Here is a 17,408-nt window from a genome sequence, read left to right on the forward strand (position 1 = left end):
GTGCCGGGTTGCGTCCGCGTCATGGATGCGCCTCCAGAAGCTGGCGCAACTGCCGGACGGTCTCCGCCAGGGCGCCATCGTTGTTCAGGATCAGACAGCCGTCGGGCTGCGGCTGCGCCGCGCGGGCCAGCCGCCGGGCAATCTCCGCCTCATCTTCCCGTCCGCGCTGACGGAGCCGCGCCGCCAGCACCGCGGGCGAGACCTGCAGACAGACCGGCAGCAGCTGCGCGCCGAAGCGGGCCTGCGCCTGCGCCAGATGCAGCCGGGAGCCGTTCACCACCACACTCTGTCCGCGCGCCAGCCACTGCTCCGCCTCACAGCCGATGCCATAGGAGAAGCCGTGCGCCTGCCAGCTCACCGCGAACAGCCCCAGCGCGGCGCGGCGGGCAAACTCCGCGTCGCTCAGCTGCACATGGTTCTCACCGCCCGCATCGGCGGCGCGGGTGATGTAGCGATGCGCGATTAGCAGCCGGGGCGGCGGTGACGCACGCAGCGCATCCAGCAGGCTATCCTTGCCTGAGCCGGAGGGCCCGGTCAGCCAGATGAGCCGCGCCATCAGTACACCTGCCGCCCTTTGCTCCAGACGTGCCGCACATGCGGATAGCCGTGGGCGGTATGGGCCAGCACCAGATCGGCGCGGCAGCCTTCGGCGATCACCCCGCGATCGAACAGCCCCAGCGCGCGCGCCGGATTGCAGGTGACCAGGGCGATCGCCTGCGCCATGCCCAGGCTGTTGCGCGCATCCTGTGCCAGCCGGAACGCGGCATCCAGCAGGCTGGCCGGGTAGTAGTCGGAAGAGAGAATGTTCAGCAGCCCGCTGGCGGCCAGCTCCCAGGCGGCGACGTTGCCGGAGTGGGAGCCGCCCCGCACGATGTTGGGCGCGCCCATCAGCACCTGCATGTTGCGATAGCGCGAGGCGCGCGCCGCCTCCAGCGTGGTCGGGAACTCGGCGATGCGGCTGCCCGCCGCGTGCGACTCCTCAACGTGCGCGGCGGTAGCATCGTCGTGGCTGGCGATGGCGATACCATGTTCCCGGCAGAGCCCGGCTATCGTCTCACGGTTAGGCTGCGACCACGCCGCCGCCAGGGTAAGCTGGTCATGTTCGAACTGATCCATCTCCGCATCATTGAGCTGATATTTGCCCTGATAATATTCGCGATATTTGGTCAGCGAGGCGTACTGCCGCTGGCCCGGCGAATGGTCCATCAGCGACACCAGCGCCAGCTCCGGGGTGCCCATCAGCGCCTCAAACAGCGACGCCGTGGTGGGATGCGGCAGCTCACAGCGCAGATGCAGCAGATGCTCGGCCCGGTTCAGCCCTTTGCGGTTGCTGTCGCGGATGGCGTCGATCATTTTACTGAGGTTGTCCAGCCGGTGTCCGCCGTCGCGCACATCGCCGACGCCAATCGCGTCCAGCACGGTGGTGATGCCGCTGGAGACCATCAGCGCATCGTGACTGCTCATCGCCGAATGCGCGGGCCAGTCCACTTTGGGTCGTGGCGTGAAAAACTTGTCGAGATTATCGGTGTGCAGCTCCACCAGCCCCGGCAGCAGCCAGGCCCCTTCCCCATCCAGCGCACCCGGCTGCTGGCTGCTGGTTTCGCTGAAGCTGCTGATGCGCTCATCGCGGAACTCCAGCGAGCCGCTCACCACTTCATTTTCCAGCACCAGTCTGACGTTATTAATAATCATGCCTGCGCTCCTGTTTCGATCGGCTGCATCAGGTGCAGCCGGTCAGCCACCCGCTCACGCACCGCCCGATCGTGAAAAATACCGACGATGGCGGCACCCCGGGCGCGCGCCTGTTCAATGAGTTCAACGACCGCCACGCTGTTCACACTGTCGAGTGAGGCGGTCGGCTCATCCAGCAGCAGCACCGGATAGTCGGCGATAAAACCGCGGGCGATGTTAACCCGCTGCTGCTCGCCCCCGGAGAAGGTGGAGGGCGCCAGCGACCAGAGGCGCTGCGGAACGTTGAGGCGGCTCAGCAGTTCAGCGGCCCGCGCCTCGCAGAGGGTGCGCTCAACGCCACGCTCCAGCAGCGGCTGCATCACGATCTCCAGCGTCGGCACCCGCGGAATGACCCGCAGAAACTGGCTGACCCAGCCCAGGGTATCGCGCCGCAGCGCAATAATCTGGCGCGCCGGGGCCTGCGCCATGTCGATCCAGTCACCCTGATGGGCGATCCGGATATGACCGCTGTCGGGCTGATAGTTGCCATACAGCGCCCGCAGCAGCGTGGATTTGCCGCTGCCGGAGTGACCGTGCAGCACCACGCATTCGCCCTCGCCCACCGTGAGGCTGGCGTTATGCAGCACCGGCAGCGCCGCGCCATTCTGGTTATGCAGCACAAAGGTCTTGCAGAGATTTTCAACCCGCAGGCGGGCAGTATTCGTCGTCATTTAATTGAGCACCGAAGAGACCAGCAGTTGAGTGTAGGGATGATGAGGATCGTCCAGCACGCGGTCGGTCAGACCGCTCTCCACCACCCGCCCCTGTTTCATCACCAGCAGGCGATGCGCCAGCAGTCGCGCCACGCCGAGATCGTGGGTGACGATGATCACCGCCAGATTCAGCTCACGCACCAGCGTGCGCAGCAGATCCAGCAGGCGCGCCTGCACGGAGACATCCAGCCCGCCCGTTGGCTCATCCATAAACATCAGCTGCGGCTGCGTCACCAGATTGCGGGCGATCTGCAGACGCTGCTGCATGCCGCCGGAAAAGGTGGTGGGCAGATCGTCGATGCGACCGGCATCGATCTCCACGGCCTGCAGCCAGCGGCTCGCCTCGGCGCGGATGTCGCCATAGTGGCGCTGCCCGGTCGCCATCAGCCGTTCGCCGATGTTGCCCCCTGCGCTGACCTGCGGACGCAGCCCCGCCATCGGATGCTGATGCACTACCCCCCACTCGGTGCGCAGCAGGCGACGGCGCTCGCTCTCGCTCATCTGCCAGAGATCGCCTCCCCGATAGAGAATGGTGCCCTGCTGGGGAGCCAGGCGCGCCGACAGGCTCTGCAGCAGCGTGGTTTTACCGGAGCCGGACTCGCCGACAATCCCCAGCACTTCGCCGGGATAAAGATCGAAACTGACCTGCTCAAACCCTTTGCCCGGCGCATAGAGATGGGTGAGCTGACTGACCGCAAGCAGCGGCTGTTCACTGTGCATGGTGCTGTTCCTGCTGCTGATGGCAAAAATCGGTGTCGGAGCAGACAAACATCCGCGTGCCCTGGTCATCCATCACCACCTCATCCAGATAGCTGTGGCGCGAGCCGCACAGCGCGCAGGGTTCATCCCACTGCTGAACCGTGAAGGGGTGATCCTCGAAGTCGAGACTTTCCACGCGGGTGTAAGGCGGCAACGCGTAGATGCGTTTTTCGCGGCCGGCACCAAACAGCTGCAGTGCGGGCATCATGTGCATTTTCGGGTTGTCGAATTTGGGGATCGGCGAGGGGTCCATCACATAGCGATCGTTGACCCGGACCGGATAGGCGTAGGTGGTGGCGATATGGCCATAGCGGGCGATATCTTCGTAGAGCTTCACCTGCATGATGCCGTACTCCTCCAGCGCGTGCAGGGTGCGGGTCTCGGTTTCGCGCGGCTCGATAAACCGCAGCGGCTCCGGGATCGGCACCTGAAAGATCAGGATCTGATCCTCTTCCAGCGGCGTTTCCGGGATGCGGTGACGGGTCTGGATCAGGGTCGCATCGGCGGTGCGCTCGGTGGTGGCGGCATTGCTGACCCGCTTAAAGAACTGGCGGATCGACACCGCATTGGTGGTGTCATCCGCGCCCTGATCGATCACCTTGAGCACATCCTGATCGCCAATCACGCTGGCGGTGATCTGGATACCGCCGGTGCCCCAGCCATAGGGCATCGGCATCTCGCGTCCGGCGAACGGCACCTGATAGCCGGGGATCGCCACCGCTTTCAGGATTGCGCGGCGGAGGGTGCGTTTGGTCTGCTCGTCGAGATAGCCGTTGTTATAGCCGGTGAGTTCAGCCATGGTTGCGCTCCTGATAATCGTGCTGCAGCTGCTTAAGCAACGCCAGCTCGGCCTGGAAATCGACGTAGTGCGGCAGCTTGAGATGTGAGACAAAGCCCGCAGCTTCAACGTTGTCGGCGTGCGACAGCACAAACTCCTCATCCTGCGCCGGGCTGGTGATGCGCTCCTGATGTTCGCGGCTCTGCAGTGCCCGATCCACCAGCGCCATCGCCATCGCCTTGCGTTCGGCGCGGCCAAAGACCAGGCCGTAACCGCGGGTGAAGTGCGGTGCCGCCGCCTCGCTGTGGGCCACGCCGTTGACCATTTCACACTCCGTCAGCAGCAGTTCGCCAATCTCCAGCTCAAAGCCCAGCTCTTCGGGACAGAGGCTGACGCTGACATAACCGGTGCGGATCTCACCGGCAAACGGGTGGGTGCGGCCATACCCGCGCTGGGTCGAGTAGCCCAGCGCCAGCAGAAAGCCTTCGTCGCCGCGCACCAGCTGCTGCAGCCGTGCGGCGCGCGAGGCGGGATAATGCAGCGGCTCGCGGGTGATATCGGCTGGCTCGCTGCCATCATCCACCTCTTCGGTGGCCAGCCCTTCACTGCTCATCATGCTGAACATGTGCGGGCACGCCCCGGTCGTCTGGCGATCGTCGCGCGGCGCGGCCGGGGTCTCACCGTTGGCCAGCAACGTAAAGTCGAGCAGACGGTGGCTGTAGTCATAGGTCGGCCCCAGTACCTGGCCGCCCGGCAAATCTTTATAGACGGCGGAGATGCGGCGTTCGATGCGCATCGCGCCGGTCGCCAGCGGCGTGCTTTCCGCCAGCCGGGGCAGCGTGGTGCGATAGGCCCGCAGCAGGAAGATCGCCTCAACCAGATCGCCGCTGGCCTGCTTGATCGCCAGCGCCGCCAGTTCCGGATCGTAAATGCCGCCTTCGGTCATCACCCGATCGACCGCCAGCCCGAGCTGCTGCGCCACCTGGTCGCAGCCGAGTTCCGCCACCGCCCGATCGCCCCGCCGCAGATCGGCCTGCAGCTGATGGGCATGGGCTATCGCTTTCTCGCCCCCTTTGACCGCGACATACATCAGCACACCTCCACAACGGTCGTGCGCGGCACGGCCATCATCGCTTCGCCACAGGTGAAGATCAGATCCACGCCCTGCGGGAACGGATGCGGCCGGGCGCGCAGGTATTCCAGCACGCTCTCCGGCAGCTGCGGCGCAATGGCGCGGGTTTCCCGCAGGCCCGGTCCGGAGAGGCGCAGCGTTAAGCCGCCATTCAGCGACGGCACTTCGATAATCAGCGTGGTGCTTTTTTCCGGTGAGAGATTGTCACCGGCCGCAAACTGCGCCGGATCGGGCTGCGCCGCCGCATGGCTCAGGGCAAACGGGGCATCCTGCCCGCTGCTGATCGGCGCGCCGGTATGAAAACGCAGGTTGCTGCGCAGCTGCTCGCTGTCGATTTTTGCATCCAGCCAGATCGGGCTCTCCTGATCGACCAGCGTCAGCAGCAGCGCCGTGGCGGCAGGCGACAGTGCCCCCCAGCCCTGCTGCAGGGGCAGCGAGACCATCACGCCCGGTTCGCTCATCGCTTTCAGAATGCGGCGAAACGCGCGCTGTGCATCCGCCACCGGATGGTTAAAACTTGCCAGTAAAGTCATCAGTTATCTCCGCGAACCAGCGTAAAGAAATCCACTTTGCTGCTGGCGATTTCACGGGCGCGCAGCTGACGCTGCTCCTCACGCCACGCCGCCAGCGGGGTAATAATCTTCTCTTCCAGCAACGGCCGGGTTTCCGGCTGCTGCAGCAGCGCATCCAGCAGGGCGCAGCGCTCGGCATGCGCTTTGTCGCGCCCCAGCAGATAGCTGTAACCCAGGGTGCCATCCTCCAGCTGCACCACCGCTCGCGTCACCGTGGCATCGCCCATGACAAAGCGGTTGCCGGTCGCGCCCATCCGCGCCTGAAGCCGCGTCAGCCCGATCTCCGCCGGACGGACCAGGGTGAATGCGGGCTGGAGATTCAGCGCCTGCCAGTGGGTTTCCAGCATGGCGGCGTTGCTGTGGGCCAGTACCGACAGCCAGCGCTGGCGATCCGTTTGCTGTTCCATTAGTGCTCCAGGGTCAGTTCGATCATGTCACCGCGCGTCAGGCTGACGGAGTATTCCGCCAGCGCGCCATCGCAGGTTTTGTTCAGGGTGCGCACGCAGAGCAGCGGCGCGTGCAGGGCGATATCGAGCTGGCGGCACTCTTTGGCCTGCGCGCGGCGGGTGCTGATGCGCGTCTGGGTGCGCACCAGCTGTTTGCCGGTGTGCTCCACCAGAAAGTCGTGCAGCGAGCCGCTGTTAAAGTGCTGAAGCTGCGGCCACCAGCTGAGATCGGCCAGGAAGTGGTTAATCAGGCAGAGCGGCACGCCGTTGGCGCGGCGCAGGGTGCGCAGATGGATAACGTTGTCGCCCTCTTTCACGCCCAGCGCACTGGCGACGTCGTTGCTGGCCGGACGCAGCACCGCCAGCAGCCGTTCACTGGTGGGGTGGCTGCCCTGCTCCAGCAGGTTCTGGCTGAAGCGCGCCTGGGCATGCAGCGGATAGTCATAGGGCCGCATCAGCACCAGGATGCCGACGCCGTGGCGGCGCTGGAGCAGGCCTTTCTGCACCAGCTCATCCACCGCCCGGCGCAGCGTGTGGCGGTTCACCGCATAGTGATCGGCGAGCTGTTGCTCGGAGGGCAGATAGTCACCGCAGCGATAACGCTCTTTCAGCGCCTGCTCCAGCTGGGCGGCAACGGCCTGATAGACAGTGGTCGGATGTCTGGATAACTCCATCACGATGAAATCCTCACGGGTTACAGAGTGGGAACGCAGTGACAAGACGCTGCGGGATGGGAGTAGCTTGCGGGGATCAGATGACAGAACCGTGACGACGCGGTGAAGGAGTGGTGAACCTGATGGAGAGGTGTGCACCGGGATGCGTCAGCGAACACCCCGGAACCGGCCGTGGAAAAACAGTTAAAGCAGACGACGGGGCTTCAGCCACGGCCTTTTTGCCGCACACGCTTTTTTGACCACGGTGACAAAACGGCAATCCGCCCGGCGGGAAATATAAAGTTGGTTAACGGATGACCGATATTCTAAGCAGGCGTCTTTAACACAACATGGAGAGAGTAATGATTAGCGCATCTGAAAACAGCCTGATCGGCGCAGACGTATTCAGCAAGCAGCAGAGTCTGCCCAGAACGATCACGCTGACACAAGAACAGGTCAGTAAACTGATCGACCCGACCCCTTCCGCCCTGCCGCAGCTCAGTCAGGCGGCCCGCGATAAAAATCTGAGTGAGGTGGTTCAGCTTCGTAACGGGATAATGGATAAAAGCCGTGCTGCCACCCATGGTATTACCAACGAGATCGACACCTGGTTTTCCGCGCTGCAGTCCGACGCCACGCTCTCTGCAACTGATATGTCCGGACTGATTTCAGATGCGCTGCAATCCTACAGCGGTTCCGGTAATTCCACGACGCTTTCTATGGATCTTGCCGTCACAAAAGGCATGCTGAATAAGCTGGTTGAACGTTTTGTCCCCGGGGAAAAACAGGCCGACAGCTTCCGTGAAGTGGCAAAATTTGTCGCCGATAAGGTAAAAACGCAGGATACGCTCCTGCACGATCTTACCCGGCAGTCACTGGACATAGCCCGACAGTATGGCGACAGCGCAGGCGTAAACCAGTTTCAGCAGCAGTTAGATCTGCTAAGCCGTGGGGAGCATGAGACGCAGAAAGAACGCGATGCCCTCTTCAGCCTCACGGATGCAACAGACAGCAGCGCCGGATGGCTGTCCGGCTTCCGGCAGATGGTCAGCCAGAGTAGTGACAGCGACTTCTTTAAAAGCATCAGCTACGACCATATTGCACAACTGGGATCGCACATCGCGCAGTTCGTCCATAAGGCGCAGCACGCTGATCCCGGCTTTTCGCTAAGTTAGCGCCATCCGCTCTGCGGTCGGTGTAAGCACTGAACGCCTGAGAAAGGTGTTGTTATGCCGGCTGCCGTCGTTCAAACCAGGGCGTGATCACCATATGGGGAATCGCCAGCGCCGCCAGCGCAGCAAAGAGTGACTGGATACCCGCCCTGTCGGCAGGATGAAGCATCACTGCGGTTCCCGCCGCCAGCAGAATGGCTGCCGTCAGTACCGGCCAGGTGGCGTGCAGATAGCCGTTGTAGCTGTCACACCCGAGCTGATCGCGCCGTAAGCGGGTTTGCGGCAGCGCATGCAGGATTAAAAAGCCCATCGAAAAACCGACAAACGGCGGCAGTACCACCAGCGCCAGTATGCCGGTAATCAGTGAGCCGTCGTGACGACGTACGCCTGTAACGATCAGGCCCGCCGCACATATCCCACCCGTTATCGCTACGCCTGCTGCCACAGAACGCGGAATGGCTGAAGTCAGCCCGGCCTGCTGCAGAATGGTACTGAACTGGCTCAGATGCAGGGCGGCGGGTGCCGCGATCATGCCGATCCCCCGCGCCAGACGTTCAATAAGATGCCCCCGCGGGGCATCCTCAAGGGCAAAATGTATTGCGGAGGCCAGCAAAAAGCCGGGCAGTGCCAGGGCTGAATCATCATGCCACCAGAACAGACAGAGCACGATAACCAGCGCGTAGGCGAGCAGAAACGGCAGCCGACGCTCGCGTCTGACCACCTCAAGATCGCTGGCACCGTGTGCCATCCCGAGGAAGCCAATCGCCATCACCGCAAAGGCCAGCTGAACAGACAGGGGGCTCAGGGAGGCAACAAAGGCTGCTCCCCAGAGCGCCGCCCATCCGCCCTGCTTTAGCCGGATCATGCGCTTGCAGCACCCTCATAGCGGCTCTGCGAAAGCGCGTTTTTCAGGTTTCCGGCGGCGTAGAAGGCGTAGAAGACCTTAGCGATGACATCCAGAATTAAAAACACCCAGACTGAGGTCGGATCGGTAATCATCCGGAGCCCTTCCGGACCCACCAGAAAAACGATCGGATAGATGAACCAGACAATGGTCAGCAGCGCCACGTCTTTGTTGTAAGCCGCTGCCAGGGCACGTCCCCGCGTTGCGGCGATGGTGCGCAGCGGCCCCCAGAGCAGGTAAACCACGCCCAGGAAGGCGGCACAGGACCAGAGATACCAGACCCACTTCGCAACACTGCTTTCAGCCAGCGAAGAGACCAGACCGGTGATGATCATCATTACATCCAGCACGATGATGGCCGTCAGAAAGCCCCCCATTTCGCCCGGTTTGCCTTCCTCATGGAAGGCCAGCATGACGAGGCCAGCCAGCAGGATCGGTGTGGTGACAGACCAGTCGGCATAGCGTGCCAGGTAGAGGGTCGCGCCATTGTCCAGCGTAAGGTTGCCGAATCCCATCGCCATTGCCAGATAGGCGGTCGCGGCGATAAAGGGCACGGAAGCGTGCATCAGCGTATGGTGACGGGCAGGAAACTGTTTTCCGCCTGTGGCGTAAATAACCAGTGACGCAATAGCCATGATCGAAAATCCGATCATAAACGCGGTTTGATCCATTTTGTTCTCTCCTGAACTGAGACGCCGGAAAACGTCCGCAGTGCTGCAATATTTAGCGTTAAAATCCCGTTTATATTCATTGCCTGAATATGCTCAAAGTATATGGCGGGATTAACTTTCTGCCTGTCACAGGCGCAGCAAGCGTTAATTTTCAAAAAAACTGTTTAAATAAGTCTCTTTTTCGGACATTTTTTCTCCTTTACATAACCTGACAATGTAATGAACTGTTTCTGGTGATGTCCTGCCGACTGCCTCTTTACGCCGCAGGCCACCCCGGAATTTAAATAAAAACGCTATTTATCATTTATTTATAAATTACCCCGCTTTTCAGAAAACCATTTCTATCAGCATCTGACATTGCCATGACAATATTTTTGGCTGGAAAAAGTGCAGCAACCGTCTATGAAAACGCAAATCGTCAGGCGTCAGTCCGGCGGGAAGTTGTCTGCTCAGATATTATTTCTGACAGCCAGAAGCCGACCCATGCTCAGAATAGGCTCGACCTGTTCAGCAGGCAGGATTTATCCGCCTGCGTGATTTCAGACATCACCGTGCGGCCCTGAAAGAGGGGAATAAAACAGAGGCGCTTCTGCGACTTATTTCCTGACGGGTGACGCCGCCGCGTTCAGCAGCCATCCGGCGCATCCGCGTCGTTCGCTCTCCGGGAGAAATCGCCTGAATGTGCAGAGGATAAAAGCCGGACAGCCGCCCGTCTGATCGGGTTTCCTTTGCGGACGGCCGCCCTGCTCTCTGAACGTCGTTACTCTGCGCTCTCGCGCACCACCTTCCCGCTTTCGCTATCCGTCAGCGACGCCCTGACCAGCGGCAGGCTTTGCGGGTAGTTCTGCTGAATAAACTCAATCATCTTTTCCCGGACGTAGCAGCGCAGGTCGAAGGCGATCGGGGAGTTCTGTGCGGTCATCAGCATCCTGATGGTCATGGTCTTCTCGGTGGTGTCGGTCACCTGCAGAACCTGGGTTTCGCCATCCCACAGGCGGGTTTCGCTCAGCACCTTTTCAAAATGCCGGCGCAGCGGCTCCAGCGGCATCGAGTAATCAACGTAGAGAAACACCGAGCCTAAGATCTGGGCGTTATTGCGCGTCCAGTTCTGGAACGGGTTTTCAGTAAAATAGGTGATCGGCAGCACGAGACGGCGCAGATCCCAGATACGCACCACCACATAGGTCAGGTTGATCTCTTCTATCCAGCCCCACTCTTTCTCCACCACCACCGCATCATCAATCTTAATCGGCTGGGTAAAGGCGATCTGGATACCGGCAAACAGATTGACCAGCGACTTCTGCAGGGCGAAACCGATAATAATCCCGGCCACACCGGCACCGGCCAGGATGGTGGTGCCGAATTTGCGGACGCCAGGAAAGCTCAGCAGGATCAGCGAAACGCAGAAGAGCACCAGGATGACAATCACCACTTTTTTAACATAGATAATCTGCGTGCGGATTTTGCGCGCCCGCAGGTTATTGGAGATGTTGATGTCATAGCGGATATAGAGCATATCCTGCGCCACATTCGTCAGCCGGATTAAGACCGAGCAGAAGGACATAATGATAAAGACGTTGATGATGTTGGTGATTAACTCCAGTGAATCAGGATGGAAGTTAATGTAGTTGATACCGACATTGATCATCAGCAGCGGAATGAAGAAAAACATGGAACCCCTGAGGTGTTTCTCAAGGGATTTAAACAGTTTTCTGTCGCGGATCTGCCAGTAGCGGATAAAGCCGAGCAGGATCAGGCGGGCCAGAAAACCCAGAATAAACGAGAGCGAGACGAGTAATACAACAGGCACCCACGAGGGGAAACCAGATAACTCACCGAATAACAAAGGCATTATCTTCCCTTTCAGTAAGCTGACAGCCTCAGGCTGGCAGGCAAGTGATACATGCAGTAACCGTTGTGTTCACGGTTATCCGTTCGTCAATCAGCACAGACAAGTATGAACCATAGCCGCGAAGTTCACAGGGAATGCGGGAAAGCCCGCGTTCACCCCGCGCGGGACAGACGCTGTTTACCCTTCCGGCCGCCTCGCTTCATTAGATTCACTGATGAAAGGCGCAATTTTCCCGCCTGACCATTCGCAACCGTCGCGGTGCGCCACGCGCGAAAAACGTCATTCAGCCGCCGATTAAACCGGGCAAGGCATGGACGATCGGCTGGCATCTGCTAATTTTTAAGCTGTTCCCCTGATGCTGAGAAGAACAACAGTATGATTAGCACACTTAAACTTTCCTCTGATTTCCGGCGCAGTTTCCTGCGCGAGGTGCTGGTGCCGCTGGTGGCGATCTTACTGCTGACCTTTACCGGCGCGGGCGCTGCGCTGTTTGCCGGCACGTCGCTGACCAACAGCGAAGCGCGGCATCAGCAGCAACGGATGATCGAAGCCTCTTTTTCGCAGAGCCTGAGTGAACATCTACGCCAGTTGCACAGCCTGTCACGCTGGGCACCGTTGCAGCAGCATCTGGCGGAAAGTCACAGTGACAAATGGCTGGATGAGAATATTGGCGAGTGGCTCTATGAGATGTTCGGCCATCAGCTGATCATGGTGCTGGACCCGCAAAACCAGATTGTCCGGGTCTGGCGTGAAGGCCAGCCGATCGCCGCCCCGGATAACGACCCGCTGACTGGTGAGGTATTACAGAACCCGCTGGTCAGCGATCCGGGTCGCCAGGATGATGCCGATTATACCCGCGTAAGCCAGCGCGCGGCGGCGCTGGCCGTGGGGGCGATCCAGCAGGATAGCGATACCCAGCCACGGTTCCGGCTGGTGAGTCTGAAATTTCTCGATGATGGCTATCTGGCCAGCCTGGCGGAGCGCAATCAGCTGCAGGGGCTGCACTTCTCCGATGGCGCCTCCCAGCCGGAGGCCAGCGCCCGCTATCTGCTGATTGCCCAGGCGGGCGATCCGGTAGGCTATCTCAACTGGATCCCCTCCCGTCCCGGTGCGGACATGCTGCGGACCATCGGCCCCTCTACCGGACTGGCGGTGCTGGCGATCTCCCTGCTCTGCCTCTATATGGTGCGGCGGCTCTGGCACTCGTCGGTGAACCTTTCCCAGTCGATGCTCCGGCTCGGCGCGTCGGAGGCCCAGGCGCAGCATCTGGCGTTTCATGATGTGCTCACCGGGCTGCCCAACCGTGCGCTGATTGAGGATCGCCTGACTCAGGCGCTGGCGCTGGCGACACGTCACGATCAGCGGGTGGCGCTGCTGCTCATCGACCTCGACCGCTTTAAAACCATTAATGACACCCACGGCCATCACGCCGGGGATGAGCTGATTATCGCGGTGGCGCAGCGTCTGAGCCGTCTGGTGCGCGCCAGCGATACCGTCGGCCGCCTGGGCGGCGACGAGTTTATCGTGGTGATGCCGGAGGTGGAAAGCATCGGTCAGGTGCAGCGTCTGGCGCAGCGCATCATCGACGAACTGGGCCGGCCTTTTACGCTGTTCGGCAGCGATATCTGGAGCGGGGCCAGTATCGGCGTAACGCTGGCCCCCAAAGATGGCATCGATCGGCTGGAGCTGATGCGCAAGGCGGATATCGCACTCTATGAGGCCAAAAGCGGCGGACGGGGCAGATACCGTCAGTTTGAACGGGCGATGGATGAGTCGGTGCGCACCCGTCAGGCTATCGCCGCCGACCTGCGGATCGCGCTGCAGCAGCATCAGGGGCTGGCGGTGTGGTATCAGCCGCTGATGGAGATCAGCGGACAGCAGATGGTGGGCGTCGAAGCGCTGCTGCGCTGGCATCATCCGACCCGCGGCCCGATTGCACCCGGTGAGTTTATCGCGATTGCCGAAGAGACCGGCCTGATTATTCCGCTGGGCGAATGGGTGCTGGCCGAAGCCTGCGCGACGCAGCAGCGTTTCCCCACGCTGCTGGTGGCAGTCAACGTTTCACCCGTTCAGTTCCGCGCGACCGGCTTCGTTGATCGGGTGATGGCTATCGTCAGCGAGCATGGCGGCGATCCGACGCGCCTGGAGCTGGAGATCACCGAGGGGGTGCTCATTGAAGATGAACGCGAGGCGCGCGCGATTATTGTGGCGCTGCGCGACGCGGGCTTCCGTATTGCGCTGGATGACTTCGGCACCGGCTACTCCAGCCTCAACTATCTCAGCACGTTCCCGGTCGATAAAATCAAAATCGATCGATCCTTTACCCAGTCGCTGGGCGTGGCCGAAAATTCAGTGGCGATTGTGGAGTCAGTGGTGAAACTGGGGCACGCCATGGGGCTGATGGTCACGGCAGAAGGCGTTGAAACGCCGGGGCAGATGTCTGCGCTGGCGAATGCGGGCTGCAATCAGTTGCAGGGTTATCTCTTCAGCCAGGCCGTGCCCGCCGACCGGCTCGCGGCCCTGATTGAGTCCTCCCCGCAACAGGCGTGAGCGCCAGAAGCAGCCTGAGCGCCGCTGTGCGCTCAGGCTGGCTTTTTACGTCCCGGCTCCCAGGCTGTCCAGCAGCGCAGCCGAGGAGGCAACTGCACCGAAAATCCCCCCCTGCATGTGAATCATGCTCAGCGCCGCCTCATGATGACGCCGCTCGGTCGCCGCGCAGCAGTCGGAAAGTACCAGACACTCAAAGCCGCGATCGTTGGCCTCGCGCAGCGTCGTGTGGACACAGACGTCGGTCGTGATCCCGGTGAGGATCAGATTACGGATGCCCTGGCTGCGGAGGATCAGCGCCAGATCGGTGGCGTAAAACGACCCTTTACCCGGTTTGTCGATTACCACTTCATCCGGTAAGGGTGCCAGCTCGGGAATAATCTCCCAGCCCGGTTCGCCACGCACCAGAATGCGGCCACAGGGCCCGGTATCCCCGATGCCGGCGTTCATACGACGCGAACGCCAGCGTTTGTTGGCGGGCAGATCGCTGAGATCGGGCCGGTGCCCTTCGCGGGTATGGATAACCGGAAACTGCCGGGCACGCATCACCGCCAGCACCTGCTGCAGCGGGGCGATCGGCGCACGGGTCAGGCTGACGTCATAGCCCATGCTGTCGACGTAGCCGCCCACGCCGCAGAAGTCGGTCTGCATGTCGATCACAATCAGCGCCGTATCGGCCGGGGTGAAACTGCCGTCAAACGGCCAGCTGTAAGGTGTGGAATTAACACTAAACATTGCTCTTCTCCATAACGGGGCGCGGCAGGCGCACTCTGCTGATCAGGCTGTAGCTCACTGCGGCGGTGACCAGACCGATCACCGCTTCACCGAACTGTGGAAAGGCGAGATGGGCGATCACCGCACAGAGGCTGCCAATGGCCCAGGCCGCAAAGGCGTCCCCCCGGAAACGCTGCGCCGGACGCTGCTCGCTGATGCGCGCCATAAAAATCAAATCCACAATCATCACCGCGCCAAACGGCGGCACCACAATACCCAGCAGGCTCAGCCACTCCAGGAAATAGGACCAGACACCCGCCAGCGCCAGCACGCCGCCGATGGCTCCGAGGATTAGCGTCCAGAGCCGCATTTTGCTGCTGAACATGTGGCTGAAGCCCACCGCGCCGTTATAGAGGCAATGCGTGCAGACCGAGCCGAGATTAATAAAGACAAACAGACAGGCCACGACCGACAGGAAGGCGCCATGCCCCATCAGCATCGGCAGAAAATTGCCGCCGTTGGTCAGCGGATCGACCGCGGCTCCCGCAGCGACAATCACGACGCCGAACAGGTAGGAGATTACGTTGGCAACAGGAAAGGCGGAGAAGGCGGCAATCACGGCCGAGTGACCACTCTTCGACCAGCGGGTAAAGTCAGCGGTCATGGTGCCGGAGTCGGCAAAACCCGCCACCACCATAGTGACGGCGGTGCCCATACTCATGGCGCCGGCGGCGCTGGCGCTGCCCTTCCACTGGGTCACGACGGAGAAGTCATGCTGTTTGCTGATCAGCCACAGCGCCACCGCGCCCAGCACCACAAACAGCGGTGCCGCGATCATGCCGAGCACCGACAGCGCCCGTACACCCAGAAAAGTGATGCCGGTATAGAGGATCATCGCAAATGCCGTCACCGCCAGCGCATTCCAGCCAAAGGTCTGATTGATGACGGTGCCGGTCAGCCCGGTCTGGAAGGCATACCAGCCGATCACCACCGTTGAAAGAAAGCCGGAGACGAGGATAAAGCCTTTACTGCCGAAGGTGCGCCGGGCCTGCAAGGCGAAGTTCATGCCGCTGTTGCCGGCGTACCAGCTCAGCGCGCCGACATAGGCAAACAGCACCAGATTGCCCAGCAGGATGGCGGTCAGCGCGGGCCAGAAGCCCAGATGCCAGGTGATGATGCCGCCAAACAGCGCGTTAGTGAGGATCATCGGAAAGCCAAACCAGACCGCCGAGACGGAACGGGTTGAGTGACGATGCGACAGCGGCACCGGCTGATGTTCAAACTCCTGCTCCAGCGCAGGTGAAGATGAGGTTTTCATTGGGCAATCCCGGGTTGAAGGTGATTCCACGGCTGAATGCGCTCGAAAGCGGCACTGGCAGCCAGCACTAAGGCATCATCAAGATGACGCCCGACAATCTGCAGCCCGACGGGCAGGCCGCTGGCGGTGAAACCGGCGGGCAGTGACGCGGCAGGCTGGCCGGTAAAATTGAACGGGTAGCAGAAGGAGAGCCAGTGATCGCTGCGGACCATGCGGCCATCGATAATCTCCGGCCCCTGCATCCCCAGCGGAAACGGCGGCACCGCCAGCGTCGGGGTAATCAGCAGGTCAAAGCGCTGCATAAAGCGCCACAGGCTGTTGCTGACCGCTTTTCGGGTGGCGATGGCATCAGTAAAGTCCTCCGCCCGCCAGTCGCGCTGCAGCATCGCCACCAGATGCGGCGACATCGCGCTGCCCTGCTCCGCCATCATCTGGCGCATTCCCGTCAGATCGCTCTCCATCGCCACCAGTGCGCCAAAGGCAGCGGCCGGATCGCTGAAGCCGGGATCGGCCAGCTCCAGCTCTGCACCGATTTCAGCGGCAAACCGCTGCACCGCCGTGCTGACCACCGCCCGCACCGCCGGGTCCACGGCCACATAGCCAAAATCCGCGCTGAAGGCGATGCGCAGCTTACCTGGCAGATGCTGTGTCGCACCCAGCCAGTCCACGTCGCTGCAGGGAATAGAGTGGCGATCGCGCATGTCCGGCCCGGCCATCAGGGAGAGCATCAGGGCCGCATCGCGGACGCTGCGCGTCATCGGCCCGATATGCTCCAGCGACTCCCACCCCGACACACCGGGATAGCGTTCATCACGACAGCCGGGCCATAACGGCACCCGCCCCATTGAGGCTTTGAAGCCGAAAATGCCGCAGTGCGCCGCCGGGATACGAACCGAGCCGCCGCCATCACTGCCGAGCGCAATCGGGCAGAGTCGCGCCGCCACGGCAGCCCCCGATCCCGCACTGGAGCCGCCGGGCGTCATAGTGAGATCCCAGGGATTTCGCGGCGAAGGGAAGAGCGGATTGTGCCCGACACCGCTGTAGCCAAATTCCGGTGCGGTGGTTTTACCCAGCAGGATCGCATCGGCGGCCAGCAGCCGTTCCACCGCAATGTCGTCATCTTCCGGCACGAAATCGCGGTAGGCCGTCGAGCCGGAGGTGGTTCTGACGTTCGCCGTGCAGATCAGATCCTTTACCGCCAGCGGAACGCCTGCCAGCGCCCCCAGCGTTTCCCCGCGCGCGCGGCGGGCATCGACTGCGCGGGCCTGAGCCATCGCCAGGTCGGGCGTGGGCGTACAGAACGCCCGTATCGCCGGTTCCCGTTCCGCCATCCGCGCCAGCGCCGCCCCGGTCAGCTCACAGGCCGAGACTTCTCCGCTGCGGATGCGTGCGGCCATCGTGGTGGCATCGTCGTCTAATAAGGAGTCAAACATGGGTTACCTCGCC

The 17,408-nt window shown here is 61.5% G+C and carries 17 protein-coding genes; 2 read left to right on the plus strand and 15 right to left on the minus strand.

All coding sequences use genetic code 11. The features are described from left to right. Window positions 1–19 precede the first annotated feature (19 nt). From phnN to phnF, 9 genes are read right to left on the minus strand one after another with little or no spacing between them, the layout of a single operon-like run. On the minus strand, window positions 20–556 hold the full coding sequence (gene phnN, locus ACR6AS_RS07615; RefSeq protein WP_434161625.1) for a ribose 1,5-bisphosphokinase: 537 nt from the start codon (window positions 554–556) through the stop codon (window positions 20–22). Continuing rightward, complete coding sequence (gene phnM, locus ACR6AS_RS07620) at window positions 556–1,692, minus strand: alpha-D-ribose 1-methylphosphonate 5-triphosphate diphosphatase (RefSeq protein ID WP_111141529.1); 1,137 nt, start codon at window positions 1,690–1,692, stop codon at window positions 556–558. The genes phnN and phnM overlap by 1 nt, the downstream gene beginning before the upstream one ends. Continuing rightward, complete coding sequence (gene phnL / locus ACR6AS_RS07625; RefSeq protein WP_293771534.1) at window positions 1,689–2,402, minus strand: phosphonate C-P lyase system protein PhnL; 714 nt, start codon at window positions 2,400–2,402, stop codon at window positions 1,689–1,691. Before phnL ends, phnM begins: the two co-directional genes overlap by 4 nt. Further along, window positions 2,403–3,164, minus strand: coding sequence for a phosphonate C-P lyase system protein PhnK (gene phnK / locus ACR6AS_RS07630; RefSeq protein WP_111141393.1), 762 nt, complete (start codon window positions 3,162–3,164; stop codon window positions 2,403–2,405). Next, a complete protein-coding gene (locus ACR6AS_RS07635) occupies window positions 3,154–4,002 on the minus strand; it encodes an alpha-D-ribose 1-methylphosphonate 5-phosphate C-P-lyase PhnJ (protein ID WP_293771540.1) in 849 nt (282 codons plus the stop codon). The genes phnK and ACR6AS_RS07635 overlap by 11 nt, the downstream gene beginning before the upstream one ends. Beyond that, window positions 3,995–5,071, minus strand: a complete 1,077-nt coding sequence (locus tag ACR6AS_RS07640; RefSeq protein ID WP_434161627.1) for a carbon-phosphorus lyase complex subunit — start codon at window positions 5,069–5,071, stop codon at window positions 3,995–3,997. The genes ACR6AS_RS07635 and ACR6AS_RS07640 overlap by 8 nt, the downstream gene beginning before the upstream one ends. Next, complete coding sequence (gene phnH / locus ACR6AS_RS07645; protein ID WP_111141390.1) at window positions 5,071–5,646, minus strand: phosphonate C-P lyase system protein PhnH; 576 nt, start codon at window positions 5,644–5,646, stop codon at window positions 5,071–5,073. Before phnH ends, ACR6AS_RS07640 begins: the two co-directional genes overlap by 1 nt. Next, window positions 5,646–6,092, minus strand: a complete 447-nt coding sequence (gene phnG, locus ACR6AS_RS07650; protein WP_111141389.1) for a phosphonate C-P lyase system protein PhnG — start codon at window positions 6,090–6,092, stop codon at window positions 5,646–5,648. The genes phnH and phnG overlap by 1 nt, the downstream gene beginning before the upstream one ends. After that, the gene (gene phnF / locus ACR6AS_RS07655; RefSeq protein ID WP_111141388.1) at window positions 6,092–6,805 is read right to left on the minus strand and encodes a phosphonate metabolism transcriptional regulator PhnF; all 714 of its coding nucleotides are present in this window, start codon (window positions 6,803–6,805) and stop codon (window positions 6,092–6,094) included. The genes phnG and phnF overlap by 1 nt, the downstream gene beginning before the upstream one ends. A gap of 341 nt (window positions 6,806–7,146) precedes the next feature. On the opposite strand from phnF, the gene ACR6AS_RS07660 reads away from it, so the two are divergent. Beyond that, the gene (locus ACR6AS_RS07660; RefSeq protein ID WP_418803049.1) at window positions 7,147–7,959 is read left to right on the plus strand and encodes a hypothetical protein; all 813 of its coding nucleotides are present in this window, start codon (window positions 7,147–7,149) and stop codon (window positions 7,957–7,959) included. Window positions 7,960–8,011: 52 nt separating this feature from the next. Here the strand turns inward: ACR6AS_RS07660 and ACR6AS_RS07665 are convergent, their stop codons facing one another. The 3 genes from ACR6AS_RS07665 to ACR6AS_RS07675 all read right to left on the minus strand — a co-directional run bounded on the left by ACR6AS_RS07665 (window position 8,012) and on the right by ACR6AS_RS07675 (window position 11,383). Next, complete coding sequence (locus ACR6AS_RS07665) at window positions 8,012–8,821, minus strand: Brp/Blh family beta-carotene 15,15'-dioxygenase (RefSeq protein WP_434161631.1); 810 nt, start codon at window positions 8,819–8,821, stop codon at window positions 8,012–8,014. Further along, window positions 8,818–9,531 (minus strand): bacteriorhodopsin, encoded by a 714-nt coding sequence (locus ACR6AS_RS07670; RefSeq protein WP_434161633.1) that lies wholly within the window; start codon window positions 9,529–9,531, stop codon window positions 8,818–8,820. The genes ACR6AS_RS07665 and ACR6AS_RS07670 overlap by 4 nt, the downstream gene beginning before the upstream one ends. A 760-nt stretch (window positions 9,532–10,291) precedes the next feature. Continuing rightward, window positions 10,292–11,383, minus strand: coding sequence for a mechanosensitive ion channel family protein (locus ACR6AS_RS07675; RefSeq protein ID WP_111141384.1), 1,092 nt, complete (start codon window positions 11,381–11,383; stop codon window positions 10,292–10,294). 375 nt (window positions 11,384–11,758) lie between these two features. Here ACR6AS_RS07675 and ACR6AS_RS07680 point away from each other — a divergent pair, with 375 nt between their 5' ends. Beyond that, window positions 11,759–13,933: a putative bifunctional diguanylate cyclase/phosphodiesterase gene (locus tag ACR6AS_RS07680; RefSeq protein WP_434161635.1), complete on the plus strand. Its 2,175-nt coding sequence runs from the start codon at window positions 11,759–11,761 to the stop codon at window positions 13,931–13,933. A gap of 45 nt (window positions 13,934–13,978) precedes the next feature. Here ACR6AS_RS07680 and biuH read toward each other — a convergent pair whose 3' ends face one another. From biuH to ACR6AS_RS07695, 3 genes are read right to left on the minus strand one after another with little or no spacing between them, the layout of a single operon-like run. After that, entirely contained in the window at window positions 13,979–14,665 is a 687-nt protein-coding gene (biuH, locus tag ACR6AS_RS07685; RefSeq protein ID WP_111141382.1) for a biuret amidohydrolase, read from the minus strand. Continuing rightward, window positions 14,658–15,962 carry a purine-cytosine permease family protein gene (locus ACR6AS_RS07690; RefSeq protein ID WP_434161637.1) on the minus strand — a complete coding sequence of 435 codons (1,305 nt, stop codon included), beginning with the start codon at window positions 15,960–15,962 and terminating at the stop codon, window positions 14,658–14,660. The genes biuH and ACR6AS_RS07690 overlap by 8 nt, the downstream gene beginning before the upstream one ends. Next, window positions 15,959–17,395 (minus strand): amidase, encoded by a 1,437-nt coding sequence (locus ACR6AS_RS07695; RefSeq protein WP_418803058.1) that lies wholly within the window; start codon window positions 17,393–17,395, stop codon window positions 15,959–15,961. The genes ACR6AS_RS07690 and ACR6AS_RS07695 overlap by 4 nt, the downstream gene beginning before the upstream one ends. Window positions 17,396–17,408: the final 13 nt, after the last annotated feature.

This window comes from Pantoea phosphatilytica, from assembly GCF_051025615.1.
Lineage (GTDB): Bacteria > Pseudomonadota > Gammaproteobacteria > Enterobacterales > Enterobacteriaceae > Pantoea.